20 protein-coding genes are annotated in these 24,385 nt (G+C 68.8%); 9 read left to right on the top strand and 11 right to left on the bottom strand.

The window, feature by feature from the left end; translation table 11 throughout:
* Window positions 1-113: 113 nt before the first annotated feature.
* On the top strand, window positions 114-584 hold the full coding sequence (locus tag ACFO6Q_RS06410) for a (2Fe-2S)-binding protein (RefSeq protein WP_380019756.1): 471 nt from the start codon (window positions 114-116) through the stop codon (window positions 582-584).
* Window positions 574-2,787, top strand: a complete 2,214-nt coding sequence (locus tag ACFO6Q_RS06405; protein WP_380019755.1) for a xanthine dehydrogenase family protein molybdopterin-binding subunit — start codon at window positions 574-576, stop codon at window positions 2,785-2,787. The genes ACFO6Q_RS06410 and ACFO6Q_RS06405 overlap by 11 nt, the downstream gene beginning before the upstream one ends.
* Window positions 2,788-2,823: 36 nt before the next feature.
* Here ACFO6Q_RS06405 and ACFO6Q_RS06400 read toward each other — a convergent pair whose 3' ends face one another.
* Window positions 2,824-4,011 carry a putative peptide maturation dehydrogenase gene (locus ACFO6Q_RS06400; RefSeq protein ID WP_380019754.1) on the bottom strand — a complete coding sequence of 396 codons (1,188 nt, stop codon included), beginning with the start codon at window positions 4,009-4,011 and terminating at the stop codon, window positions 2,824-2,826.
* 65 nt (window positions 4,012-4,076) lie between these two features.
* Between ACFO6Q_RS06400 and ACFO6Q_RS06395 the strand changes: the two genes are divergently transcribed.
* Window positions 4,077-4,418, top strand: a complete 342-nt coding sequence (locus ACFO6Q_RS06395) for an NHLP-related RiPP peptide (RefSeq protein ID WP_380019753.1) — start codon at window positions 4,077-4,079, stop codon at window positions 4,416-4,418.
* Here ACFO6Q_RS06395 and ACFO6Q_RS06390 read toward each other — a convergent pair.
* The 4 genes from ACFO6Q_RS06390 to aceB all read right to left on the bottom strand — a co-directional run bounded on the left by ACFO6Q_RS06390 (window position 4,415) and on the right by aceB (window position 11,569).
* Window positions 4,415-7,066: a putative peptide modification system cyclase gene (locus tag ACFO6Q_RS06390; protein ID WP_380019752.1), complete on the bottom strand. Its 2,652-nt coding sequence runs from the start codon at window positions 7,064-7,066 to the stop codon at window positions 4,415-4,417. The two genes, ACFO6Q_RS06395 and ACFO6Q_RS06390, sit on opposite strands and share 4 nt — an antisense overlap.
* 163 nt (window positions 7,067-7,229) lie before the next feature.
* On the bottom strand, window positions 7,230-8,297 hold the full coding sequence (locus tag ACFO6Q_RS06385) for a GGDEF domain-containing protein (protein ID WP_380019751.1): 1,068 nt from the start codon (window positions 8,295-8,297) through the stop codon (window positions 7,230-7,232).
* A gap of 286 nt (window positions 8,298-8,583) precedes the next feature.
* On the bottom strand, window positions 8,584-9,885 hold the full coding sequence (aceA, locus tag ACFO6Q_RS06380) for an isocitrate lyase (protein WP_380019749.1): 1,302 nt from the start codon (window positions 9,883-9,885) through the stop codon (window positions 8,584-8,586).
* A gap of 82 nt (window positions 9,886-9,967) precedes the next feature.
* Complete coding sequence (aceB, locus tag ACFO6Q_RS06375) at window positions 9,968-11,569, bottom strand: malate synthase A (protein ID WP_380019748.1); 1,602 nt, start codon at window positions 11,567-11,569, stop codon at window positions 9,968-9,970.
* 143 nt (window positions 11,570-11,712) lie between these two features.
* Between aceB and ACFO6Q_RS06370 the strand changes: the two genes are divergently transcribed.
* Window positions 11,713-12,711, top strand: coding sequence for a LysR family transcriptional regulator (locus ACFO6Q_RS06370; protein WP_380019747.1), 999 nt, complete (start codon window positions 11,713-11,715; stop codon window positions 12,709-12,711).
* 139 nt (window positions 12,712-12,850) lie between these two features.
* Window positions 12,851-13,408: an ECF-type sigma factor gene (locus ACFO6Q_RS06365; protein WP_380019746.1), complete on the top strand. Its 558-nt coding sequence runs from the start codon at window positions 12,851-12,853 to the stop codon at window positions 13,406-13,408.
* A 40-nt stretch (window positions 13,409-13,448) separates the two neighbouring features.
* On the opposite strand, the gene ACFO6Q_RS06360 is transcribed toward ACFO6Q_RS06365, so the two are convergent.
* Complete coding sequence (locus ACFO6Q_RS06360; RefSeq protein ID WP_380019745.1) at window positions 13,449-14,078, bottom strand: hypothetical protein; 630 nt, start codon at window positions 14,076-14,078, stop codon at window positions 13,449-13,451.
* An 84-nt stretch (window positions 14,079-14,162) separates the two neighbouring features.
* Window positions 14,163-14,978, bottom strand: coding sequence for a rhodanese-like domain-containing protein (locus tag ACFO6Q_RS06355; protein ID WP_380019744.1), 816 nt, complete (start codon window positions 14,976-14,978; stop codon window positions 14,163-14,165).
* Window positions 14,979-15,107: 129 nt separating this feature from the next.
* Between ACFO6Q_RS06355 and ACFO6Q_RS06350 the strand changes: the two genes are divergently transcribed.
* The gene (locus ACFO6Q_RS06350) at window positions 15,108-17,405 is read left to right on the top strand and encodes a protein kinase domain-containing protein (protein ID WP_380019743.1); all 2,298 of its coding nucleotides are present in this window, start codon (window positions 15,108-15,110) and stop codon (window positions 17,403-17,405) included.
* Between the two features lie 46 nt (window positions 17,406-17,451).
* Here the strand turns inward: ACFO6Q_RS06350 and ACFO6Q_RS06345 are convergent, their stop codons facing one another.
* Entirely contained in the window at window positions 17,452-19,002 is a 1,551-nt protein-coding gene (locus tag ACFO6Q_RS06345; RefSeq protein ID WP_380019742.1) for an Ig-like domain-containing protein, read from the bottom strand.
* Window positions 19,003-19,152: 150 nt separating this feature from the next.
* Here ACFO6Q_RS06345 and rraA point away from each other — a divergent pair, with 150 nt between their 5' ends.
* Window positions 19,153-19,629: a ribonuclease E activity regulator RraA gene (gene rraA / locus ACFO6Q_RS06340; RefSeq protein WP_380019741.1), complete on the top strand. Its 477-nt coding sequence runs from the start codon at window positions 19,153-19,155 to the stop codon at window positions 19,627-19,629.
* A 16-nt stretch (window positions 19,630-19,645) separates the two neighbouring features.
* Here rraA and ACFO6Q_RS06335 read toward each other — a convergent pair whose 3' ends face one another.
* A complete protein-coding gene (locus ACFO6Q_RS06335; RefSeq protein WP_380019740.1) occupies window positions 19,646-20,263 on the bottom strand; it encodes a DUF4126 domain-containing protein in 618 nt (205 codons plus the stop codon).
* Between the two features lie 148 nt (window positions 20,264-20,411).
* Here ACFO6Q_RS06335 and ACFO6Q_RS06330 point away from each other — a divergent pair, with 148 nt between their 5' ends.
* Both ACFO6Q_RS06330 and ACFO6Q_RS06325 read left to right on the top strand, forming a co-directional pair.
* The gene (locus tag ACFO6Q_RS06330) at window positions 20,412-20,702 is read left to right on the top strand and encodes a hypothetical protein (protein ID WP_380019739.1); all 291 of its coding nucleotides are present in this window, start codon (window positions 20,412-20,414) and stop codon (window positions 20,700-20,702) included.
* Between the two features lie 139 nt (window positions 20,703-20,841).
* Entirely contained in the window at window positions 20,842-21,099 is a 258-nt protein-coding gene (locus ACFO6Q_RS06325; protein WP_380019738.1) for a GlsB/YeaQ/YmgE family stress response membrane protein, read from the top strand.
* Between the two features lie 74 nt (window positions 21,100-21,173).
* On the opposite strand, the gene ACFO6Q_RS06320 is transcribed toward ACFO6Q_RS06325, so the two are convergent.
* Both ACFO6Q_RS06320 and ACFO6Q_RS06315 read right to left on the bottom strand, forming a co-directional pair.
* Window positions 21,174-22,835, bottom strand: a complete 1,662-nt coding sequence (locus ACFO6Q_RS06320) for an MFS transporter (protein WP_380019737.1) — start codon at window positions 22,833-22,835, stop codon at window positions 21,174-21,176.
* A 40-nt stretch (window positions 22,836-22,875) separates the two neighbouring features.
* The gene (locus ACFO6Q_RS06315; protein WP_380019736.1) at window positions 22,876-24,261 is read right to left on the bottom strand and encodes a hypothetical protein; all 1,386 of its coding nucleotides are present in this window, start codon (window positions 24,259-24,261) and stop codon (window positions 22,876-22,878) included.
* Window positions 24,262-24,385 lie beyond the last annotated feature (124 nt).

Genomic DNA, 24,385 nt, shown 5'->3' with positions numbered 1-24,385 from the left:
CCGGCGATCCGCCGCACCGATCGGAATCGAGCCAGCCGATCGCGGCGTTCGCCGACGACGGCCATGTCCGGACCGTTTCCTACCTCTCCCCCAAGCCAGCTCGGAGTACGACCATGAAACTCGTCGTCAACGGCCAGCCGCACGAAGTCGATGCGCCGGCCGACATGCCTTTGTTGTGGGTGCTGCGCGATCTCGTCGGCCTGACCGGCACGAAGTTCGGCTGCGGCATGGCGCAATGCGGCGCCTGCACCGTGCATCTGGACGGCGCGCCGATCCGTTCCTGCATCACGCCGGCATCGGCCGCCGCGGACAAGTCGATCACCACCATCGAAGGCCTGTCCAAGGACGGCGCGCACCCGGTGCAGCGCGCCTGGCAGGAAGTGGACGTCGTGCAATGCGGCTACTGCCAGTCCGGCCAGATCATGGTCGCGGCCGCGCTGCTGAAGACCACGCCGCAGCCGACCGACGCCGAGATCGACGCGGCGATGTCCGGCAACCTGTGCCGCTGCGGCACCTACCAGCGCATCCGCACGGCGGTGCATCGCGCGGCGGAGCTGACCAAGGAGAGCGGCCATGTGGCGTGAGAACCGCGATTCGAACGGGGATCTGCGCGAAGCGGCGCCCGCGCTCGCCGGACGCCGCGCGTTCCTGAAGACGGCTGCGACCGCATCGGCCGGCCTGGTGATCGGCTTCTTCCTGCCGGCCGCCGTGCGCCAGGCGCTGGCGCAGGAGGGCGCGCCCGCCGCCAGGCCGCCGGTGGCGCCGAACGCGTTCATCCGCGTCGCGCCGGACGACACCGTCACCGTGCTGCTCAAGCACTCGGAAATGGGCCAGGGCATCTGGACGTCGATTCCGATGGTGGTCGCCGAGGAACTGGGCTGCGACTGGAACCAGGTGCGCGTCGAACACGCGCCGGCGGCGCCGGAGTACGCGCATACCGCCTTCGGCATGCAGATGACCGGCGGTTCCACCAGCACCTGGGAATCGTTCGACCAGCTGCGCACGGCCGGCGCGATGGCGCGCGAGATGCTGGTCGCCGCGGCGGCGGCCAAGCTCGGCGTGAAGGCGTCGGACTGCCGCGTCGCCGACGGCGTGGTGCTGAGCGGCACCAAGAAGCTGCGCTTCGGCGAGGTCGCGCAGGCGGCGGCGAAGCTGCCAGCGCCGGCCAAGGTCACGCTGAAGGAGGCCAAGGACTGGACGCTCATCGGCAAGCCCACGCGCCGCCTCGACAGCCTGGCCAAGACCACCGGCAAGGCCGAGTTCGGCCTCGACGTGAAGCGGCCGGACATGGCGATTGTGCTGGTCGCGCGCGCGCCGTCGTTCGGTGCCAGGCTGAAGAAGTTCGACGCGACGAAGGCGAAGGCCGTGCCCGGTGTTCTCGACGTCGTCGAGGTGCCGAGCGGCGTGGCCGTGCTGGCCAGGCACTTCTGGGCCGCCACGCAGGGCCGCAACGCGCTCGTGCTGGAATGGGACGAGAGCGCCGGTGCGAACGTGTCCACGCCGCAGCTGCGCGAGTCGTACAAGAAGCTGGCTGCCACGCCCGGCGCGCCGGCGAAGGTCGCCGGCGACGTCGACGCCGCGCTGAAAGGTGCGCCGAACGCGATCGAGGCCGACTACGAGGTGCCGTTCCTCGCCCATGCGGCGATGGAGCCGCTGAACTGCACGGTCGAATACAACCCCGCCAAGGCGGCGAAGGACGGCTGCGACATCTGGACCGGCACGCAGTTCCAGACCGTGGACCAGATGGCCGCAGCGAAGATTCTCGGACTCAAGCCCGAGCAGGTGCGCATCCACACCACCTTCCTCGGCGGCGGTTTCGGCCGTCGCGCGACGCCAAGTTCGGACTTCGTCGCCGAAGCGGTGCAGGTCGCCAAGGCGTCCGGGCGCACGGTCAAGGTCGTGTGGACGCGCGAGGACGACATGCACGGCGGCTACTACCGGCCGATGTGGCTGTCGCGGTTCCGCGGTGCGCTCGGCGAGGACGGCAGGCCGCGTGCGTGGTCGCACACGATCGTCGGCCAGTCGATCATCGCCGGCACGCCGTTCGCGTCGGCGATGATCAAGGACGGCATCGACGGCACGTCGGTCGAGGGCGCGGCCGATTCGCCGTACCTCGCCTCGATTCCGGCGCATCGCGTCGACCTGCATTCGCCGACCAGCCCGGTCACCGTGCTGTGGTGGCGCTCGGTCGGGCATTCGCACACCGCCTTCGCGGTGGAATGCTTCCTCGACGAACTCGCCCACGCGGCCGGACAGGATCCGCTCGCCTACCGCCGCGCGCTGTTGCCGAAGGATTCGCGCGAGCGCCGCGCGCTCGATCTGGCGGCCGAGAAGTTCGGCTGGGGCAAGCCGCTGGCGCCGGGCCGCGCGGCCGGGCTCGCCGTGCACCAGTCGTTCGGCAGCTACGTCGCGCAGGTCGCGGAAGTGTCGCTGGAGGACGGCAAGCCGCGCGTGCATCGCGTCGTCTGCGCGATCGACTGCGGCCCGGTGGTGAACCCGCTGACGGTGGAAGCACAGATGCAATCCGGCATCGTCTACGGCCTGTCGGCCGCGCTGCACGGCGAGCTCACGCTGAAGGACGGCAAGGTCCAGCAGAGCAACTTCCACGACTATCCGGCGCTGCGCCTGACCGAGATGCCGAAGATCGAGGTGCACATCGTGCCGAGCACGGACAAGATGGGCGGCTGCGGCGAGCCCGGCACGCCGCCGATCGCGCCGGCGGTCGGCAACGCGCTGTTCGCACTGACCGGCAAGCGCCTGCGCAGCCTGCCGTTCCGGCTCGCCTGACGAACGTTCGCCCGAGGGAAAGCGGTGTGGCCGGTGTCAGTCCAGCCACACCGCGTGCAGCGGATCGAACTCCACTTCCTTGCGTTCCGCCGCGCGAATGCCGAAGCCGCAGACCGCGAGCGGCCCCTCCTCGAGCGGATCGAGGCCGAACGCCTGCTCGATGTCGACCTCGTTGATCGCCGCCGTGATGAACGCGGCCAGGCCGAGTTCGGTCGCCGACAGGTAGATCGTGTGCGAGAGGTAGCCGACGTCGAGCGTCAGTGCGCGGTACGCCTTGGCGTGGTTGCGGTACTTCCAGAAGTTGCGGCGGAAACGGCTGGTCGGGATCACCATCACGTGCGCGTCGACGAAATAGGCCTGCGCGGCGACGAAGCGCCGGGCGAGTTCGCTCGCCTCCTCCGCCGACAGCGAGCGGATCGGCTCCAGCGCGTGATCGATCGGATGGTAGTGGTACAGGCCCGGCGCGACGCCTTCGACGCGCTGTACGAGCAGATAGGCTTCGGTCGGATGCAGCCCGCCCGCCGACGGCACGCCCTTCTTCAGCAGGCGCACGCCGGGCGCGGTTTCCACCACTGCGCGCGCACCGAAGGTGCGGAACAGCACCGACGAGAATTCGGCGAGGCCCAGTTCGCGCGAGCGGTCGTAGTTGCGGCAGGTGACGCGCTTGAGCAGGAGGGCGTCGAAGGGGGTGGGGGCGGCGGGGGGCAATCGAAAGCGTTGGGCAGGTTCCACACGCTCTCTTACAGGAACGGGCGGCGGACCGAGATAGTCGAGGACTTTGCGCGCGGCATGCTCCTTGAACTCCCGATCCCGCTGTTCGATGTCGATACCCTGCCAACGAGAGGCATAGTGCGCAACAGCCGAAGTACGGTGCCAATGGCTGTCTCGGGAAGACTGGTCCGCTTCGTCCGCAGAACTCCCCTGCACGATCAACAGTCGCTTCTCCACAAGCGACCTGAGAACTGCTTCGTCATGGATTGCGATCAGATCTTCCCAATCCGCCCATTCCGATGAAGGCAGCTCCCCGATGAGGCGCAGTTCCTCGATACTGACCGTCGTTTCCACCCTCAGATGTGGGGCGCGAGCAACCCACTCGAGCACGATGTGCAGGCCACTCTCGCTTTCTCCCAGGCGTTCCAGGTCGAATGCAATGCGCTCTCTCGGTTCGGTTGCAACGATGTGGCAGCGCCTCACCTTCGTGGCAGTAAATTCGTCGCTCTTCATGGGTTATAGTGCCGTCCGCGCCCACGGCGGACTCGAGCGCTTTCTCCATCGACTGGAAAAAGTTCTTGCTGTACCGGTCGATGGGCTTTGCCGGATCCTCCGAACGTGCGATTGTGGAGAAATATATGAGTGATGCTGCGCTTACTCTCGAAGAGAGCCGTCGATTGATTCATGAATTGGCTACGAATGATGCTTTTCGGGAAAGATTCGAAGAGAAACCTGCTGCAGCCTTGGTCGAGCTCGGGATTCCTTTTCACGTCGTCGTGAATCTGAAGGCGACGTGCCTCTCGCCCAGAAAGCTGGCTTCCAAGAAAGTCTTTGAAGATGCCAATCGAAGCATGGACGACGACATTGCCCAAAGATGCGCCGGCTTTTTTGTTCCGTCGGTCGCAATCAAGCGTGACTAGGACCCTAGTTGAGCTTCGATCCGCTTGATTTTTTCTGACAGAAAACTTTTGTCGACAGCAGCGCTCCAGTTTCTCTTGAATTCACTTAATGCAGCAGCTGCTTTCGACTTTTCTCCAATGGCAATTGAGAATTCAGCCGTACGTAAAAGAGCCAGATTGGATTGCGCAACATTGAAGGGGCGAGCCACCCAGTCGGAATTGGCCTCCGTATAGGCACGCCCTCGGTGCTGCGTCAGCCACTGCGCATGCACCAGCGCTTCCCTGTAGTCCTTTTGGTCCGCGTACGCATTCATGAGCGCCACACGCGTGAGATACAGCTCACTTCCGTCCAGAGCTTGCTGCCGCAGAAGTCGAACGGATTGCTCCGGGTTACCCTTTGCGCGAAAGATTTCCGCCTGAGCGGCAGCACGAACACGATTCAGAACCGGATATTTTTCCTCGTTGACGTCCATGCCGGCGGTCGAAATCATCGACTCCGCGGTTTTTACGTCTCCTGCGAAAGCGGAGAGATAAATGGCGAATAGTTGATGAAAAGTGGCATCGTACTTGTCCGCTGAATTCTGCTCACTGCCCGGCGAAGGCGATTGCGAGAGAAAGGTCTTTGCGATGTCGCGCTGGTTGCTTTCGGTTGAAGCGAGCGTGCGCAGGCTCAGCTCCATGACTTTCAATTTCCGCCGAGCCATTCTCTCCTCGGCCCCAAGACCGGAGAGGTCGTTGTCCAGAAGGGTCCAAACACCGTCCCATTGACCGCGATCGACCTTGAGGGCGATCGAGAAGTTGAGTGCGCCGGTATCCGTTTTCCCCACCTTGGAAGGTTGGTTTTCCTTCAACAGCGCTTCGGCCTTGTCGAAATTGCGTTGCGCAGCTTCGATTTCTGCATCGAGCTGGGGAAATACGAACCCCAGATTTCTGGCCTTCCGAATTCTCTCCCGCGCCTGTTCGTAGTTTTCTTGGCCAAGATAAAGAATGGCCATGGTGGCCTCTCGACTTCCCGAAAACGGGCTCTGTGGGGAATCCAGGCCTTGATATGAGCGGATCGCCTCGTCGTATCGATTGGCGAAAACGTAAGCGTTGTATCCGTACAATCCGAGCGCTACCTGGAAATCCGGATACAGCTGGGAGAGGGCCTTCCATTTGCCCAGGGCGTGGCCGGGAGCGTCAAGCGACGTCTTCCATGCATCGACGTACAAGCTGTCCCTCGCGGAAAGGCGATCGCGCAGTGCGACGGCCTGATCGATTTCGCGCTGGGCCGAGGCGTTGTCACCGGCGTTGATGTGGATTGCCGCAGTCAGCGTGCGGGCGAGCGCGAAACTGGGATCGAGCTTCGTCGCCTGTTGAACCAATCCCAAGGCTTCCTTCTGCTTGTTCGAGTTGTACGCCCGTTGAGCCAGCGAGTACGCGCGTAACGCTTCCAGATTTTTCGTGGCTGCTTTCTCCAGCGGAGTCGACTCGTTCGACACCGTCGCCAACGCCTCGCCCAGCCGCACGCGCAGCTGCTGGTTGACCTTGTCCAGCGAAGGCAGCACCGACTGTTCGCCGACGCCGTCGGCGGATTCGGAATAGACCGTGGTCTGCGTATTCGGATCGACCACCTCGGCGGTCACGCGCACGCGGCCGCCGATCTCGGCGACGGTCGGCAGGATCAGCGCGCGCGCGCCGTCGCGGATCGCGATCTCCGAACCGACCCCGCGGTCGACCGGCGTCTTTTCCGGATCGCGCTGCATCAGCTTGATCGTCTCGCGCGTCTTCAGGTCGGACAGCACGTTGACGTGACGCGACTGCTCCAGGCCGATGCGGAAGGCGGTCTGCAGGGATTCGTCGAACTTCGCTTCGCCGGTCAGGTTCTTGAGGTCGCCGACGACGACCCAGTCGCGGTTGGCGAAGGCGATCGCGGGCGCGGGCTTGAACAGGTACCAGGCCGGAACGGCGATCACGGCGAACAGCAGGGCGAGTTCGATGGCGAGGGTGGCCGGCCGGCGCCAGAACGGGATTTCGCGGTGCGCCTTGCCGGACCACGGCGGCGGCTTCAGCGGCGCGTGGCCTTCCTCGCCGACCTCGAACACCGGAATCGGATCGGGAATGCCCTTGAACTGGTAGCGGCCGTGCGTGCGCCAGCGCACCGTGGCGAGCCGCTCGCCGAGTTCGCCCTGCGCACGATGCGCAAGCGAGTAGGCGACGCCGGAAAGCAGGGTCTGCCCCGGCAGCGCGAGCTGCGCGAGGCGCGAGACGATCGGCTTGACCAGGCCTTCGACCTCGGTCGCCTTGGCGCCCTTGGCGACGTCGTCGGGCGAGTTGTCCCAGGTCAGCACGTCGCCGACGTGCACGCCGACGCGCGCGGTCAGCGTGCAGCCCTCGTCCTCGCCGAGCTGCTTGAGCTGGCGCTGGTAGTCGAGCGCGAACGCGACCGCCTGGATCGGGCGCTCGAACATGGTGAGGAAGCCGTCGGTCTTGTCGATCTCGCGGCCGCCGTGTTCCTGCAGCAGCGCGCGCACGACGCGGTCGTGCTTGCGGAACAGCTCCGCCGCGCGCTGGTCGCCCAGACGCCCGACCAGGGCCGTCGAGTCGACGAGGTCGCTGAGCACCAGCGTGCGCAGCAGCGGCACGGCGAACGGCGTAGCGGACGGTGCGGATTGTGCAAGCGCGTTCATGGCTCGAATGCTCGTTCCCCCGCGTCCGGCAATCGACGCGTTGCGATCTTGCGCGCCCGGCGGCGCGCGTACCAGTGCTCGCGTCCGTGCGGCCCCTTCGGTTACGTCGAAACACGGCCCGATGCGACACGCCTGCCGTCCGTGCCGGACGGAGCGGCCGGGTTCAGGCCGGATCCGGCACGCCGGCGGCGAAATCCCCGGCCCGGCTCACCTCGTAGCCGTCGCCGCCGCGCCCCTTGGCCTCGTACAGCGCCGCGTCCGCGTCGCTGTACCAGACCGCCCAATCGACACCGTCCACGCACAGGCTGCCGCCGATGCTGACCGAAACGACCAGCCCGTCGCCGACGCCGGGAAAGCGCAGCGCACGCACCGCGGCGATGATCTGCGTGGCGCGGGCGCGCAGTTCCTCCTCGCCGGTGATCTGCATCAGCAGCGCGAACTCGTCGCCGCCCAGGCGGCACGGCACGTCGGTGGAGCTGGCCGCGCTCTGCACTTCCTCGGCGATCGCGCGCAGGACCTGATCGCCGATCAGGTGACCGCAGCGGTCGTTGATCTGCTTGAAGCGGTCCAGGTCGACCAGCAGCAGGCCAAGCACGGTTTCCGGCAGGCGCTGCTCGTGCAGCCGCTCCAGATACATGTAGAGGCCGCGCCGGTTGCACAGGCCGGTCAGCTCGTCGGTCTGCACCAGGCGCTCGGCCGTGGTCAGCTGCGTGCGCGTCTGGCGCAGCGAATCGAGCGTGACCATCAGATCCTCGTTGCGGCGCTTGAGGCCCTGGATCAGCTGCTGCTCGCTGGCGACGAGGTAGGAGAACGAGCGGCGCATGAACTGCGCGACGAGGCGCGGCTCGGTGTCGAGCAGGCGCTCGAACGCATCGTGCTCGACGATGCGCAGGCCGGTGTGGCCGAGCGCGACGGCGTTGGCCACGCGCGTGTGGCTGCCGATGAACAGCACCAGCTCGCCGAAGAACTCGCGCGGACCGATCAGCTTGTCGGGAAGGCCGTCGCCGAACTCGAGCTGCACCTGCCCCGATTCGACGATGAACATGCTGCGGCCGAGTTCGCCGCGGCGGAAGATGATCTCGCCGGGCGCGACGTCGCGGCGCTGGCCGGTGCGCGCGAACAGCGAATGCTCCTCGTCGGAAAGCTGGCGCGGCTGTGCGCGCGGACGCGACGCCGCTGCCGGCACGGCAGTGACGTTTCCGACCGGAAGTTCTTCCTTGACGCTGGCCACCGAACCTCCGCACGCGGCTCGCTGAGTACACAATGGTAACCGATGTCCTTCCGGGGCTCACGCCCCGGCCCGGGCAGGCCGCGGCGGGCCCGGACTGCGGCTTGCTCGAGCGCCCTCGACGCACCGCTGCGACGGTCCGGCGCACCGCTCCGTCTGAGGCTGCGCAGCCCCGGCATCGGAACAGTTGAACCCGACGGCGAACCCCGGCCGTCGGGTCCATCCTCTCCCCCCCGCTCGTTCCGGTGCCGGCGGCCTGCGCTCCCGGGGACGCAGGCCGCGACCGTCTTCAGGCGGCCTGCGACTTGCTGCCGTGGAACTGCTCTTCCTCGGTCGAACCCTTCAGCGCGGTCGTCGACGACTGGCCCTGCTGGATGGTCTGCGTGACCGCGTCGAAATAGCCGGTGCCGACCTCGCGCTGATGCTTGACCGCGGTGAAGCCGCGCTCGGCCGCGGCGAACTCGGCCTCCTGCAGTTCGACGAAGGCACTCATCTGGCGGCGCGCGTAGCCGTGCGCCAGATTGAACATCGAATAGTTCAGCGCGTGGAAGCCGGCCAGCGTGATGAACTGGAACTTGTAACCGTAGCTGGCGATTTCCTTCTGGAATTTCGCGATCGTCGCGTCGTCGAGATTCTTCTTCCAGTTGAACGACGGCGAGCAGTTGTAGGCGAGCAGCTTGCCCGGGAACTTGGCGTGGATCGCTTCGGCGAACGCCTTGGCGAACTTCAGGTCCGGCTTGCCCGTCTCGCACCAGACCAGGTCCGCGTACGGCGCGTAGGCGAGGCCGCGGCTGATCGCCTGGTCGAGACCGTTCTTGGTCTTGTAGAAGCCTTCGACGGTGCGCTCGCCGGTGGTGAACGGCTGGTCGTTGGCGTCGACGTCGCTGGTGAGCAGGTCGGCCGCTTCGGCGTCGGTGCGCGCGACCAGGATTGTCGGCACGCCGAGCACGTCCGCCGCCAGACGCGCGGCGTTGAGCTTCTCGACCGCCTCGCGCGTGGGCACCAGCACCTTGCCGCCCATGTGGCCGCACTTCTTGACCGAGGCAAGCTGGTCCTCGAAGTGCACGCCGGCGGCGCCGGCCTCGATCATCGCCTTCATCAGCTCGAACGCGTTGAGCACGCCGCCGAAGCCGGCCTCCGCGTCGGCGACGATCGGCTGCAGGAAGTCGACGCTGTCGTCGCCCTCGGCGTGATGGAGCTGGTCCGCGCGCAGCAGCGCGTTGTTGATGCGCCGGACCACCGCCGGCACCGAATCGGCCGGGTACAGCGACTGGTCGGGATACATCTGCCCGGCGAGGTTCGCATCCGCCGCGACCTGCCAGCCGGAAAGGTAGATCGCCTTCAGGCCGGCCTTGACCTGCTGCATCGCCTGGTTGCCGGTCAGCGCGCCGAGCGCATTGACGAAGTCCTCGCTGTGCAGCGATTTCCACAGCTTCTCCGCCCCGAGCCGCGCCAGCGAATGCTCCACGTGCACCGTGCCGCGCAGGCGCACGACGTCCTCGGCCGTGTAGTTGCGCTTGATGCCGGCCCAGCGCGGGTTGTTGGTCCAGTCGAGCTTGATCTGTTCGGCCGTGGGCAGCGTGTTCTTCATGACAGGACCTCGTCGCGGTGTGAGTGGAAGGTGGATCGGGTCGGTGAAGGATCGGATCGAAGGCGACCGGCGGGCATGCCGCTCACGGCAGCCTTCCGTACGCCGTCAGCGTCAGGAAATCGGCCAGCGCATCGGCGCGCGTGAGTTCGTCGAGCAGATCGGCCGCCTCGCCGACGCGCGACTGTCCAGGCATCGCCGTCGCGCCGAGGCGCTCGCGCGCTTGCGCAAGGTCTGCGGCGAACGCGTCGAAGCCGATCGCGCTGCCGTCGTCGAAGCGAACGCCGGGCTGGTGCAGCCACTGCCACAGCTGTGCGCGCGAGATCTCGGCGGTCGCCGCGTCCTCCATCAGGTGATGGATCGGCACGCAGCCCTGGCCGTCGATCCACGCGGCGAGATAGCGCAGGCAGATCTCCACGTTCGCGGCGAAACCCGCGCGCGTGATCGTGCCGGCGCTCGGCGCAAGCAGCGTGTCGCGGTCGGCGACGACGTCCTTGCGCATGACGTGCAGCTGGTTCGGCGTCGGCATGTGCTCGTCGAACACCTCGCGCGCCACCGCCACCAGCGCCGGATGCGCGACCCAGGTGCCGTCGTGGCCGGCCTTGACCTCGCGCAGCTTGTCGGCGCGCACCTTGGCCAGCGCGGCCTCGTTCGCGGCCGGGTCGTGGCCGATCGGGATCTGCGCGGCCATGCCGCCCATCGCGAACGCGCCGCGGCGGTGGCAGGTCCTGATCAGCAGTTCCGAATAGCTCTTCAGGAACGGCACCGTCATCGCGACCTGGCCGCGCTCGGGCAGCACGCGGTCGCGCTGCGCGCGCAGCGTCTTGATGTAGGAAAAGATGTAGTCCCAGCGGCCGCAGTTGAGCCCGGTGATGCGCGAGCGCAGCGCGTGCAGGATCTCGTCCATCTCGAACACGGCCGGCAGCGTCTCGATCAGCACGGTGACCTTCATCGCGCCGCGCGGCAGGCCGAGCGCGTCCTCGGCGTGCTCCATCACCGCGTTCCACAGCGCCGCCTCGCGATGGCTCTCCATCTTCGGCAGGTAGAAGTACGGGCCACGATCGGCCGCGTGCAGCACCTTGGCGTTGTGGAACGCGAACAGGCCGAAGTCGAACAGCGAACCGGACATCGGCTCGCCGTCCACTTCGACGTGCCGCTCGGGCAGATGCCAGCCGCGCGGACGCACCATCAGCACGGCCGGGTCCGCCTTGACGGCGTAGTGCTTGCCCTCCGGCGAGGTGTACTCGATGCCCCCGGCGACCGCGTCGCGCAGGTTGAGCTGGCCGTCGAGCAGGTTGGCGAAGGTCGGCGCGGTCGAGTCCTCGAAGTCGGCCATGAACACCTTCGCGCCGGAGTTCAGCGCGTTGATGATCATCTTGCGGTCGACCGGGCCGGTGATCTCGACGCGGCGGTCCTGCAGCACCGCCGGAATCGGCGCGACCTTCCAGTCGCCGTCGCGCACCGTCTTCGTCTCGGGCAGGAAATCGGGCAGTTCGCCGGCATCCAAGCGCACCTGGCGCGCCCGGCGCGCGGCCAGCAGTTCACGGCGGCGCGCATCGAAGCGGCGGTGCAGATCGGCCAGGAACGCCAGCGCCTCCGCCGTGAGCACGACGGCCTGCGCCGGAACGGCGGGGGAAGCCAGAACGACCGGCGATGCACCGTGCATCGCTGTTTGCGGAACCGACATCGACGGACCCTTGCTTGATGCTGTGCAGCAAGCCTGGGGGAATTCCCGTCTTTTGACAAAAGATATGTTTCAATGCACTACATTATCTTTGTCAATACAATCGCAAGCTTCGGTTTTGCATGGCAAATACGGCCCGCAACGGGATGAATCGACGCCGAAAGGCGGCTCCGGACCGCTCCGGCGAGGCGCCGGCGGCGACGCGCTTCTACTACAAGGGCAGCCGCCTCAAGCAGCTGCGCGCGTTCTGCACGATCGCCAAGCTCGGCACGCTGTCGCGCGCGGCCGAGGCGCTGTTCCTGTCGCAGCCTTCGGTCAGCCTGCAGCTGCGCGCGCTGGAGGAGGAGCTGGGCGCACGTCTGATCGAGCGCCGCCGCCGCCGCGTCGTGCTGACCCGCGAAGGCGAAGCGCTGTACGAACTGGCGCAGCCGCTGGTCGACGGCTTCGACGCGCTCGACGAGGCCTTCCGCTCGCGCACGCGCGGCCTGGGTCACGCCGCGCTCGACATCGCCTGCGGCAACTCGACCATCCAGTACCTGCTGCCGGACATGGTGAAGGCGTTCCGCGCGCGCCATCCGGACGTGCCGCTGAACCTGCGCAACGTGACCGGCACCGACGGCCTCGCCCTGCTGCGCTCGGACCAGGTCGACTTCGCCGTCGGCTCCATGCTCGACGTGCCGCACGACCTGTCCTACGAGCCGCTGTACCACTTCGATCCGATGCTGATCACGCCGCTCGGCCACCCGCTGGCGCGCAAGGCCGAGATCACGCTGGAGGACATCTCCCCGCACGGGCTGATCCTGCCGCCCAAGCGCCTCACCACCTACCGCCTGGTCGACCTGATCTTCCAGAGGAGCAAGGTGCCCTACCACGTGGCGATCGAGGTCGGCGGCTGGGAGGTCATCAAGCAGTACGTCGCGATGGGACTGGGCATCTCGATCGTCACCGGCATCTGCATCGGCGCCGACGACCACGCGCGGCTGGCCGCGCGCAACCTCGCCGCGTACTTTCCGCAGCGCAGCTACGGCGTGGTCGTGCGCAAGGGCAAGTACCTCAGCACCGAGGCACGCGCCTTCATCGACCTGATCCGCCCAGGCCTGTTCACGCGGCAGGACTACTGGGAAGCGGGCCACTCCGAGCGCTGAGCGAATTCGCGCGAGCAGCGGAAAGCGGCGGCGCGAACCCGCACGCGGACCGGCGCCCGCCCCGCGTGCGTCGCGCGACGGCGCCGTACTTTCCGGGCGCGCCGCTACAATCGCCCCGTCTGCGCCAGGGGAACGCAACGTGGCCGAATCCGACGCCATCACCTCGCTGCTGCAACGGCTGTCGCACGGAGAGTCGCGCGCGGAAGCCGAGCTGCTGCCGCTGGTGTACGCCGAACTGCGCGCGATCGCGGCGCGCCACCTGCGCGGCGAGCGCGCCGGACACACGCTGTCGCCGACCGCGCTGGTGCACGAGGCGTGGATGCGGCTCGACGGCGACGACACGCTGGCGCCGGCCGACCGCCGCCAGTTCTTCGCGATCGCGGCGCGGCGCATGCGCCAGGTGCTGATCGATCACGCGCGCCAGCGCGACGCGGCCAAGCGCGGCGGTCCCGCGCGCGAAGCGGTGACGCTGTCATCGCTGACGACCGGGGAGGAAAACGGCGTCGACCTGCTCGCGCTCGAGCAGGCGCTGCAGCAACTGCAGGCGCTCGACGCGCGCAAGGTGCAGGTGGTCGAACTGCGCTACTTCGGCGGCCTGGACATGAGCGACATCGCGCAAGTGCTGGGCATCTCGCGCGCGACCGCGCAGCGCGACTGGGAGGTCGCGCGCACGTTCCTGTATCAGGCGCTGGCCTGAGTATTCAATTCGTCGGCGACGCGCCGCCGCGCTCGACGCCTCACGGTTCCGGCGTCATCTCGTACACGTAGCCGTTGAGGTCGCGCACGAAGTAGCGGCCGCTGGCGTCGCGCTGGTAGACGTAGCCGTTGGGGTCGGTGTACGGCACGTTTTCGCCGAGGTACGGCAGCGAGACGCGATGACCGTCGTTCGGATCGACCCAGGTGCGCTCGCCGCCGAGCGTCTGGCGGAACGCCGCCTGGTTGTCGGAAAAGTGCGCGTTGCCGTCGGCGATCGCGTTGGAGAGGTTCTGCTCGGCCTGGCGCACGCCGGCGTAGGTGGCCCTCTCGCGGCGCTGGTTGTCCGCTTCGGTGGCACGGTAGCGCGCGATGCCCGGCCCGCTGAAATGCCCGGTCGCCAGATACTGGTAGGCGAAGTCCGGGAACGACAGCCCGCCGCCGGCCGCCCGATGCTGCTGGTACATGGCCTGGCATTGCGCATCCTGCATCGCCTGCGCGACCAGGGCCTGCGTCTGCTGCTGCATCTGCGCATTCATCGCCTGCTGCTGTTGCTGCACCTGGCCGATCATCGCGCCGTAGTCGGGTCCGAGGTTGTAGCCGCCGTAGTAGACCTGGGCGGACGCGGCGGAGGCGAACAGGCTGGCCAGCAGGAGTGCGGCGGTGCGGAACATGTCGGTGTCCTCTCGGAAGGCCTCGCACGCGGAGGCGTCCTCGTTCGTGGCGCGAAACGGCACGCGCGTGTCGCACGCGTCGCGCTAGCCGCTCCAGCCACTGCGCAGGTTCGCTGCCGGCACGGCCGCGCCCGGCGCGCCGGGTGCCTGCGGCGGGCGCTGCGTCGGCTGGCCGGCCGCCTGCCAGGCTTCGAGGCCGCCGCGGTACCACAGCACGTTGGTGTAGCCGAGCCGGATCGCGCGCAGGGCGGCGTTGTAGGACATCCAGCAGTGTGACGAGGCGCAATAGAACACCAGCGGCAGGTCGCGGCGGCCTTGCGTGGTCTGCTGCAGGAACTGGCCGAACTGCTGCTGCGTCGGGTCCTGGAAATTGCCGGGCTGGCTCGCCGGCACCGCCGCGAGCGCACCCGGCAAGGTCTCCGGCCCACCGAGCACGTCGAACACGCGCGCGCCGAGCGAGCGGTCGCCGAGCAGGGCGATCAGGCCCGGCGTGGTGACGACCTGGCCGCCCGGAATCGAGGCCGGCGTCGGCCCGTGCATCGCGCCGGCGTGCAGTTCGGCGGTCGGCGGCACGCCGAAGTCCTGCCGCTCGACCTGCGTGCGCGGATCCTGACTCGCCGGTGCGGTGCCGTAGCGCGGATTGTCCGGCTGGCCGACCGGAAAGGATGCCGGCGGCGGCGGTCCCGGCGCCGCGGACGGAGCGGAGAACGGCGACGGTGCGCCGTATCCCGGCGGCGCCGAAGGCGCCGGATAGCCGCCCGACGCCGCGGACGGAACGCGCGGAGTCAGCGGGAACGCACGCGGCGGCGATGGCTCGCCGTCGCGCAGGAACCATTGCAGGGCCGCGGTCGAGGCGGCGACCGCGAGGACGAACAGGACCACGGTGTGCGAGGTGCGCATGAGCTTTCTCGTCGGGGAGGGAACGCGCGTTTCCGCCCGGCCGCAAAGAGCGGATGCGGAACTCGCGGCGTCGAACGCACAGGCGCAGAATCGCCACCGCCTGTCGCACGCGGCGATCGGAAGGGGACCATGACGTCAGCAGCGAACGACCCCGTCGTCGCCCTGCGGCTGTTCGAAGCGGCGCTGGAGCAGCCCGCGGCGCAGCGGCGCGCCTGGATCGAGGCCGCGCCTGCCACCGATGGCGCGCGCGCGAATGCGCTGCGCCTGCTCGACGCGCACGAAGCCAGCACGGGATTCCTCGAGCCCGAACCGGCCACGGCGCCGCGACAGCTCGGGCCGTACCACCTGATCGAGCCGCTCGGCCGCGGCGGCATGGGCCAGGTGTGGCTGGCCGAGCGCCGCGACGGCGCGTTCGAACAGCGCGTTGCGATCAAGGTGCTGGCCAGCGTGCTCGGCGATCCGGAATCGGTGCGCCGCGCCGAGAGCGAGCGCCAGTTCCTCGCCTGGCTGGATCATCCGCACGTCGCGCGCGTGCTCGACGGCGGCACCACGCCGCAGGGCCAGCCCTACGTCGTCATGGAATACGTCGCCGGCGTGCGCATCGACGACTGGTGCCGGAACCATGCGCTCGACGTGCGCGCGCGCGTCGAGCTGTTCCTGCAGGTGCTGGCCGCGGTCGACGCCGCGCATCGCGCGCTGATCATCCACCGCGACATCAAGCCGGCGAACGTCCTCGTCGACGCGCAGGGCCAGGCCAAGCTGCTCGACTTCGGCATCGCCAAGTCGCTCGACGGCCGCCTCGCCGGCACCACGCGCACCGGCCTGCTGCCGCTGACGCCCGAATACGCCAGCCCCGAGCAGCTGCTCGGCCGGCCGCTGACGACTGCCTGCGACGTCTACGCGCTCGGCCTGCTGCTCGACGAACTGCTGACCGGCCGCCGCCTGCACGCCGGACTCGCGCCGACCGAGCTGGCGCGGCGCATCGAGACGCAGATGCCGACCCGGCCGAGCGGCCGCGTCGACGCGCAGGCGCTGGCGCTGCCGCCGCGCACGGCGGCCGACTGGCGCAAGCGCGTGGGCGGCGATCTCGACCGCGTGGTGCTGAAGGCACTCGAAGCCGAGCCCGCGCGCCGCTACGAATCGGCGCGCGCGTTCGCCGACGATCTCGAACGCTGGCTGGCGCACCGGCCGGTGCGCGCGCGCGCCGGCGGCTTCGGCTACCGCGCGGCGAAGTTCGCGCGGCGCAACCGCTGGGCAGTGGCCGGCGCCGGCGCGGCGCTCGGCGCGCTGCTGCTCGGCGGCGCCATGGCGCTGCACCAGGCGCAGCGCGCGCGCGTTGCCGCGGATCGGGCCGAACGCGCGAACGAATTCCTGACCAGCATCATCGGCTACTCCGATCCGCGCGTGAGCAACCAGTCGGTGCGCCTGGTCGACGCGCTGGACTACGCGGCGCGGCAGATCCCGGTCCGGCTCGCCGGCCAGCCGGAGCTGGAGGCGAGCGTGCGCAAGATCCTCGGCGAGGCCTACACCAACCTCGAGCGTCTCGACGAGGCGGAACAGCAGCTGGCCCGCGCGGCGGCGCTGTTCGCCCCCGCCGGCGGCACCGAATACGCCTCCACGCTCGACCTGCAGGGCATGCTGGCGTGGCGGCGCAACGACGCGGCGGAGGCCGAGCGCCTCGTGCGGCAGGCGCTGGAGGTGTGCCGACGCGATCCGTGCGAGGTGCAGCAGCGCGCGACGAACCTCAGCGACTACAGCGTCGTGCTCGGCGGCACCGGACGGCAGGCCGAGGCGCTGCCCTTCGTCGAGCAGGCACTGCGTCTGCAGGAAGGCGCCGGCGGCATCGATCCGTCGAACCTCGCCACCACCTGGTCCAACCTCGGCGCGATCCGCGTCGGGCTCGGCCGCTTCGACGCCGCGCAGGACGCGTTCGCGCGCTCAACGCGCCTGTTCGAAACCGTGGTGCCGATGCCGGACCTGCCGATCTCGGTCAACCTCAACAACCAGGCGCGCCTGCTGCAGAAGCTCGGCCGCAGCGCCGAGGCGGTGCCGCTGCAGGAGCGCGCGATCGCGCTCAAGCGCAAGGTCATGGGCGAGGACTGGCCGCAGCTGACACGCCCGCTGGCGAGCCTGGCCGAGTACTACGCCGCGGTCGGCCGCCACGCCGACGCCGGCGCCGCGATGCGCGAAGCGCTGCACCTGGCGCCGGGCCTGTTCGGCGACGACGTCGCCGGCCTGGGCGAACTGCACGAACGCGCCGCCGCGATCTTCCTCGCCGGCGGCGACGCGGAGGCGGCCGCCGCGCAGGCCCACGCTGCGCTGGCGATCGACGCGCGTGCCGGATCGCCCGATGCGGCGCGCCGCGCAGCGATGCAGGCCGTGCTCGACGCGGCGAGCCGGCACGAGGCGTCCGGCCGCGTGCCCTGAGCACCGCAGCGCCGGTGGCGCATCGGCACCGACGCTGCGGCCCTGCCTACTGCGGCGGGACGCCGAAGTCGAAGCCGCCGTAGAAGATGCCGTCCTGCGGCGTCGACACCTGCACCGTCACGGTGTCCTGGTTGGCGATGTACTGCGCATTGCCCGAATAGCGAGCGGTGATCGGGAAGCTGCCGCCGGGGAAGACGGTCGTGTACGAGGCGGCGCCGCCGGCGATCGGCCGGTCGGCGAGCTCGTTGTCGCCGAGCGCGAACGTGACGTAGCCGTCGTCCAGCGGCGCGGCGCCCGCAAGCCGGGCTCCGCCGGCGGCGACGATGCTCGCGGTGAGCGTGACCGGCTGGCCCTGCATCGCGTTCGGCGAGGTCATCAGCACCGAGATTACGGTGGGATCGGTCGGATCGCCGTTGACGACGGCGACGGTCTGCGGCGGCGAACAGCCCGGCGGGTTGAAGCCGTCGCCCGAGTACTGCGCGACGACCTGGTAGATGCCCGGCGCCAGCGTGTGCCGGCAGGAGGCGCTCACGTCGCTCATGGCGGTGCTGCACGCGATCGACGCGCCCGAGCCGGCGTCGGCGAGGAAGGTCATCGTGCCGGTGAACGGGTAGTGGATGCTCGCGCGCGCCGAGAAGAAGATCGGCTGGTTCATCCCGGCGGTCAGCGGCAGGATGCCGGTGGACACCGTCGTCGGCCCGCAGGTGGCGGTGTCGCCGACGGTGAGCAGGGTCAGATGCGATCGCGTCGCGCTGCCGCCGGCCGGAACGGCGACGTTCCAGCTGATGCCCATGCCGTTGTCGACTTCCTGCGTGCAGCCCGGACAGGTGTTGTTGAACGGCTGGTGCGTGCCGATCGCTTCCCAGACCTGCGAATAGTGCGCCTCGTAGTAGCTGGCGCTGCCGCTCAGCGGCACGAACTGCTGGATGCGGTCGGGCGCGCCGCTGGTGGGATTGGCCTTGCAGGCGATCTTGTTGCCGTCGACGCGGCCGTAGCCGGCGTCGCTGCCGCCGAGGTAGCAGTCCATCGCGCGGTAGAGGATCGCCGAGACGGTGCTGGTGCCGGTGTTGCGGATCGTGACGTCGGTGCGGTACGACTCGTAGGCGTGCACGTAGGTGTCGACCTGGGTCAGCTCCAGGCCGGTGTTGCCGGCGCGCACCACGGTGACGACCTTGTACGGGTCCAGCTCCGAGCCGGTGCCGGTGACCGCGCTCTGGCTCTGCGGCGTGAACGGCGTGTACGGCCCGATGTTCCCCGTCGCGGTCTGGCCGTGGCCGGCGAAGTCCGGCGCGTACAGCTGGTCGCCGACGACCAGGAAGGTGCCGAAATCGCCCGGCGCCACGCCGGGCGGATAGGTCTGGTAGGAAATGTCGCCGATGTGCGCGATCTGCGCGCTCAGTTCGTTGCCCAGATGGATCTGCCACAGCGGGCCGTCCGGCGTGGAGATGACCTGGGTCGGCGTCGCCGCCGGCGCGTCCGGCAGCGCCGCGGTGAGCACGCCCTTGGCCGTCGCGGCGGCGGCGCAGCCGCAGGCGAGCAGCGAGAATGCCGCGCGCGCGACTGCGCGCGCCGGCGTGGAGGAAGCGGAAAGTTTCATCGAAGTCCCCTTGGCTGATGTGGACGAATCGGCGCCGGTGTCGCCGCGCCTCGTCCGCCATGGGCGTAAGCCGGTCGCGAAATGCCTCATCCGGCGTCGCGCCGGCGGCGAATAGAATGCGTTCGTCCAAGCCCCACGGGAGTACCGCGCATGCCTGCCACGACCGATCTGTGCGACGCGCATCCGGACCTGCAGGTCTGCGCGCCGGTGTTCGACGACTTCGGCGGCGCGACCGCGTTCCATGGCCCGATCGCGACGCTGAAGGTGTTCGAGGACAACGCGCTGGTGCGCTCGACCTTGGAGCGTCCCGGCGAAGGCCGCGTGCTGGTCGTCGACGGCGGGGGTTCGCTGCGCTGCGCGCTGGTCGGCGGCCAGCTCGGGGAACTGGCCGTGCGCAACGGCTGGGCCGGCCTTCTCGTCAATGGCTGCGTGCGCGACCGCGCCGAACTCGCCGCGCTGGCGCTCGGCGTCAAGGCGTTGGCGGCGCACCCGCGCCGCAGCGAGAAGGGCCTGCATTCGGGCCAGGCTGACCGTGTCGTCGAATTCGCCGGCGTGCGTTTCGCGCCGGGCGCGTGGCTCTACGCCGACCGCGACGGCGTCGTCGTCGCCGCACGCGCCGTGCACTGACGGCACGCAGACCGCGCTAGCGCGGCGTCGGGCTCGGCAGCGCGGCGGTGTCGCGGCCGTTGAGGAAGCGCAGCACGCGCGCGAGGAAGCGGAACAGCTTCGGCAGGCACCACACCAGCACGAGCAGGAACACCGCGAGCGCCACGAGCAGGATCAGCGGATGCTGCACGGCGAGGAACAGCACGCCCAGCGCCAGTCCGTCCTCGCCCGCGCTGGCGGTCCAGTTCGTGAAGGGCTCGGGCGAGGTGTTGATCGCCGCGCGGCCGCCGCTCTTGGCCAGATGCGTGCCGCTGGTGATCAGGCCGCCGACGATGCCGGCCGCCATCTGCATGGCCGGCGTCGAATCGCCCATCGCGCCCCAGGCGAGGAATGCGCCGGCGGGAATGCGGATGAACGTGTGCAGCGCGTCCCAGACCGAGTCGAAGCCCGGCAGCTTGTCGGCGAGGAATTCGCCGGTCGCCATGATGCCGGCCGCGGCCAGCACCCAGGTGTGCTGCAGCACCAGCAGCGGCTCGGGCAGGTGCAGGTAGCCGTAGCGGCCGAGCAGACCGACGATGAAGATCGTCACGTACAGGCGGATGCCGCTGGCCCAGGCCAGGCCACCGGCGAGCGCGAGTTGCGACAGTGCGTCCATTGGGGGGGGTCCTCCGCGACAGGCGATCCTACGACGGACGAGCTTAACGATCCGTTGCAGCGACCGGCGCAATCGGGCCGATCGGCGGCGCCGGGCCGGGCGGGGTTTCTGCTAGCGTGGCGCCTCCGCCACGAACCGCCCCCGCCCCATGTTCCGCTGGATCGTGCTCGTCCTGGCCGTGCTCGGCCTTGCGCTCGTGTTCACGACGAAGTCGCCGGCCGTGCTCGGCCTCGCCCTGCTGTCGAGCCTGGTCGGGGTAGTCGGCTTCATCTTCTCGCTGGCGGCCGACCGCATCGCCTCGAACGCGCGGCCGGACACGGCGATGGCCTCGGTCGACGAACTGGCCGCGCTCGGGAAGCGCTACGGCGCCGCGCGGAAGCCGGCCTCGGGCGGCGTCACCAAAGTTTTCGCCGAGGGCGCCGACGACGCCGGGCGCTGATTGCGCCGGCGCGGCCCGGATGCGGCCCGCGAGGCGACGATCGGAAGCCGTCCCTCGCGGCGCCGCACCATGCGCCCGTCATTGGACTACGGCACAATCCATGCGGTCGCATGGCGCGACATCATAGAGGGAGGTTGGCGTGGGCATCGAATCGATTCTCGTCTTCCTGATCGTGGGTGCGGTGGCGGGCTGGCTCGCGGGGCAGATCGTCAAGGGGCATGGTTTCGGACTGGTCGGCAACATCGTCGTCGGCATCGTCGGTGCGTTCATCGCCGGCTGGCTGCTGCCGCAGGTGGGCCTCAACATCGGCGGCGGCTTCGTCGCCGCGATCATCAACGCGCTGATCGGCGCCGTGATCCTGCTGTTCCTGATCGGGTTGTTCAAACGCGCGACCTGAGTTTTCGGCGTTGCACATGAAAAAGGGCCGGATCCGATCCGGCCCTTTTTCTTTGCGCGATCGCCTCGCGCGAACTACTTCGTGATGTCGACGTCCTTGGTCTCGGGCAGGAACAGCAGGCCGATGACGAAGGTCATCGCGGCGACGATCACCGGATACCACAGGCCGCTGTAGATGTTGCCGGTGGCGGCGACGATGGCGAACGCGGTGAACGGCAGGAAGCCGCCGAACCAGCCGTTGCCGATGTGGTACGGCAGGCTCATCGAGGTGTAGCGGATGCGCGTGGGGAACAGTTCGACCAGCCACGCGGCGATCGGTCCGTACACCATCGTGACCAGCAGCACGAGGTAGGTCAGCAGCAGGACCGTCATCGTCGCGTTGATCTGCGCCGGATTGGCTGCGGACGGATAGCCCGCATTCTTCAACGCATCGGAGAGCTGCTTGCCGAACGCGTCGGACTGCGTCTTGAATTCCTCCTTCGACAGCGCGGCGCCCTCGAAGCTGTTCAGCGTGGCGCCGCCGATGGCGACCGTGGCGACACTGCCGGCCGCTCCCGGCGCGTTGACGTACGGAATGCCCTTCTTCGCCAGCGCCGACTTGATGATGTCGCAGGACTGCTTGAAGGTGGCCTTGCCGACCGGGTCGAACTGGAATGCGCAGCGCGCGGGGTCCGCGGTGACGGTGACCGGCGCCGCCGCCACCGCGGCTTCGAGCGCCGGGTTGACGTGGTGCGTGAGTCCCTTGAACACCGGGAAGTAGGTGACCACCGCGAGCAGGCAGCCGCCGAGCACGATGACCTTGCGGCCGATCCGGTCCGACAGCCAGCCGAAGAAGATGAACCCGGCCGTGGCGAGCGCCAGCGCGATCGCGATGAAGATGTCGGCCTGGTTCGGATCCATGCCCAGCGTCTTGGTCAGGAAGAACAGCGAGTAGAACTGGCCGCCGTACCAGACCACCGCCTGGCCGGCGGTCGCGCCGAGCAGCGCGAGCAGCGCGATCTTGCCGTTCTTGGAGAAGAAGCTCTCGGTGATCGGCGCCTTCGACTGCTTGCCCTCGGCCTTCATCTGCTGGAACAGGGGCGATTCGTTGAGCTGCATGCGGATCCACACCGACACGCCGAGCAGGGCCACCGAAACCCAGAACGGAATGCGCCAGCCCCAGTCCTCGAACGCGTCCTTGCCGAGGTAGTTGCGGCAGCCCCAGATCACCAGCAGCGACAGGAACAGGCCGAGCGTGGCGGTGGTCTGGATGAAGCTGGTGTACAGGCCGCGCTTGCCGTTCGGCGCGTGTTCGGCGACGTAGGTCGCCGCGCCCCCGTACTCGCCGCCGAGCGCCAAGCCCTGCAGCAGGCGCAGCGTGATCAGGATTACCGGCGCGGCGATGCCGATCGTCGCGTAGCTGGGCAGCACGCCGACGAGGAAGGTCGACAGGCCCATGATCACGATCGTGATCAGGAAGGTGTACTTGCGCCCGATCATGTCGCCCAGTCGCCCGAACACCAGCGCGCCGAACGGCCGCACGGCGAAGCCGGCGGCGAACGCGAGCAGGGCGAAGATGAACTGGCTGGTGTCGTTCAACCCGCCGAAGAACTGCTTGCCGATGATCGCGGCGAGCGAGCCGTAGAGGTAGAAGTCGTACCACTCGAACACCGTGCCGAGGCTGGAGGCGACGATGACGCGCCGGTGGCTGGTGCCCAGCCCGCCGCCGGACGGGATCGAAGATGCAACGGTGGCCATGCTGTGTTTCCCCCTCGGTGGGCGACTGGATCGCCGTTGATCAGAACGTGTACAGCGCGCTCAGGCTGAGCTGGTTGCCGCTGGTGGTCTTGCGCGCGATGCCGTCGCTGGTCGAATCGACCTTGTCGTACAGCCATTCGACGCCGAGCTGGTACGGACCGCTCGCGTACTGCACGCCGAGCGCGGCCTGGCGGTTCTTGAGCAGGCCGGTCGAGCCGTTGCCGAGCCAGCGGATCACGTCGTCCTCGTCGGACTTCTGGTAGGCGTAGAACGCGTTCGCGCTCCAGTGCTTGGTGAAGCTGTAGCCGACCTGGGCGAAGCCGCCGACCTCGCCGATGTCGCCGAACTGCGACAGGTTGCCGAAGATCTGGCCCATGCCCTTGCCGGCGTAGACCAGCGCCTTGAAGTTCCACGGCCCCGGCTTCCACATGCCGCCGATCTCGCCGCCGGTACTCTTCAGGCTCGACTTGACCGGCACCGGCGCGTTGCCGTCGACACCGCGCAGGTCGACCTTGCTGTAGTGGCCGGCGGCGTAGGCGAGCCAGGTGTCGCCCTGCGCGCGCAGGCGCGCCTCGACCTGCGGCTGGAAGTCGGCGTTGCCGCCGGAGAGGTAGTTCAGGTTGTCGCCCGGACCGTTCCAGGAACCGTCGAACGCGCCGACGTCGACGCGCCACTTGGTGCCTTCCGAGCCATGGTTGAGGTCCTGCATCCAGACCACGCCGGGGAAGCGCCAGCCGACGAAGCCGGCGCCGAAGCCGAGCGGAAAGGCCAGGTGCGACAGCGAGGTCGGCACGTTGTCGATCGGGAACATCAGGTCCCACTGCTGGCCGATGCGCACCTTGCTGCCGCTGGAGGGATTGTCCAGATCGATGTAGGCCTGGCGCAGGCGCGGCACCGGCTGCTGGCGGCTGTAGGCGCCGGTGCCGTTGAAGCCGCCGAAGAAGTCCATCTCGATGCGACCGCCGCCGCTCCAGTTCTCGTCGAACTTGGCGCCGGTGATGTCGAGCCAGAAACGCGTGTTGCGGATGTCGAAGCCGCTGGTGCGGCCGTCCGAACCGGGGACGGGTGTCTCGGCGTTCTGGCCGTTGCCGAAGCGGAAGCTGCGGTCCTGGGTGAACGCAGTCGCGCTGACGAAGCCGTGGAAGGCGACCGAAAGACCGGGCGCCGTGGTGAAGGTCGGCGGCGCTTCCTTCGCCGGTGCGGGCGGCGCCGGGGGTGGCGGGGGTGGCGGCGCCTGCACGATCTGCGGCGGCGCGTTGCGCTGCGCCTTCACCTCGGTCAACAGTTCCTGCAGCTGGCGCTCGAGGTCGCTCACGCGTTTCTCGAGTGCCGCCTCGCGTTTCGAATCGGCCAGCGCCACGCTCGGCAAGGCCAGGCAACAGGCCAGCGCGAGTGCGGTCTTCTTGAGGCCGGAGCATGCGGTCATCGCCATCCCTCCCGATCAGCCAAGCAACGCCGTCGAGCTTGCGCGGCCGGCCGCGGTGCGACCATTCGCCATTGGTCGCGCCCACGACCAAAGTCGAATCCCGCCGCTACCCCGCCGCACGCGG

This window comes from Dokdonella ginsengisoli (genome assembly GCF_042652785.1).
GTDB classification, from domain to species: Bacteria; Pseudomonadota; Gammaproteobacteria; order Xanthomonadales; family Rhodanobacteraceae; genus Dokdonella_A; species Dokdonella_A ginsengisoli.
The sequence above is the reverse complement of the archived record's forward strand: the minus strand, read 5'-3'. Positions and strand labels throughout refer to the sequence as shown.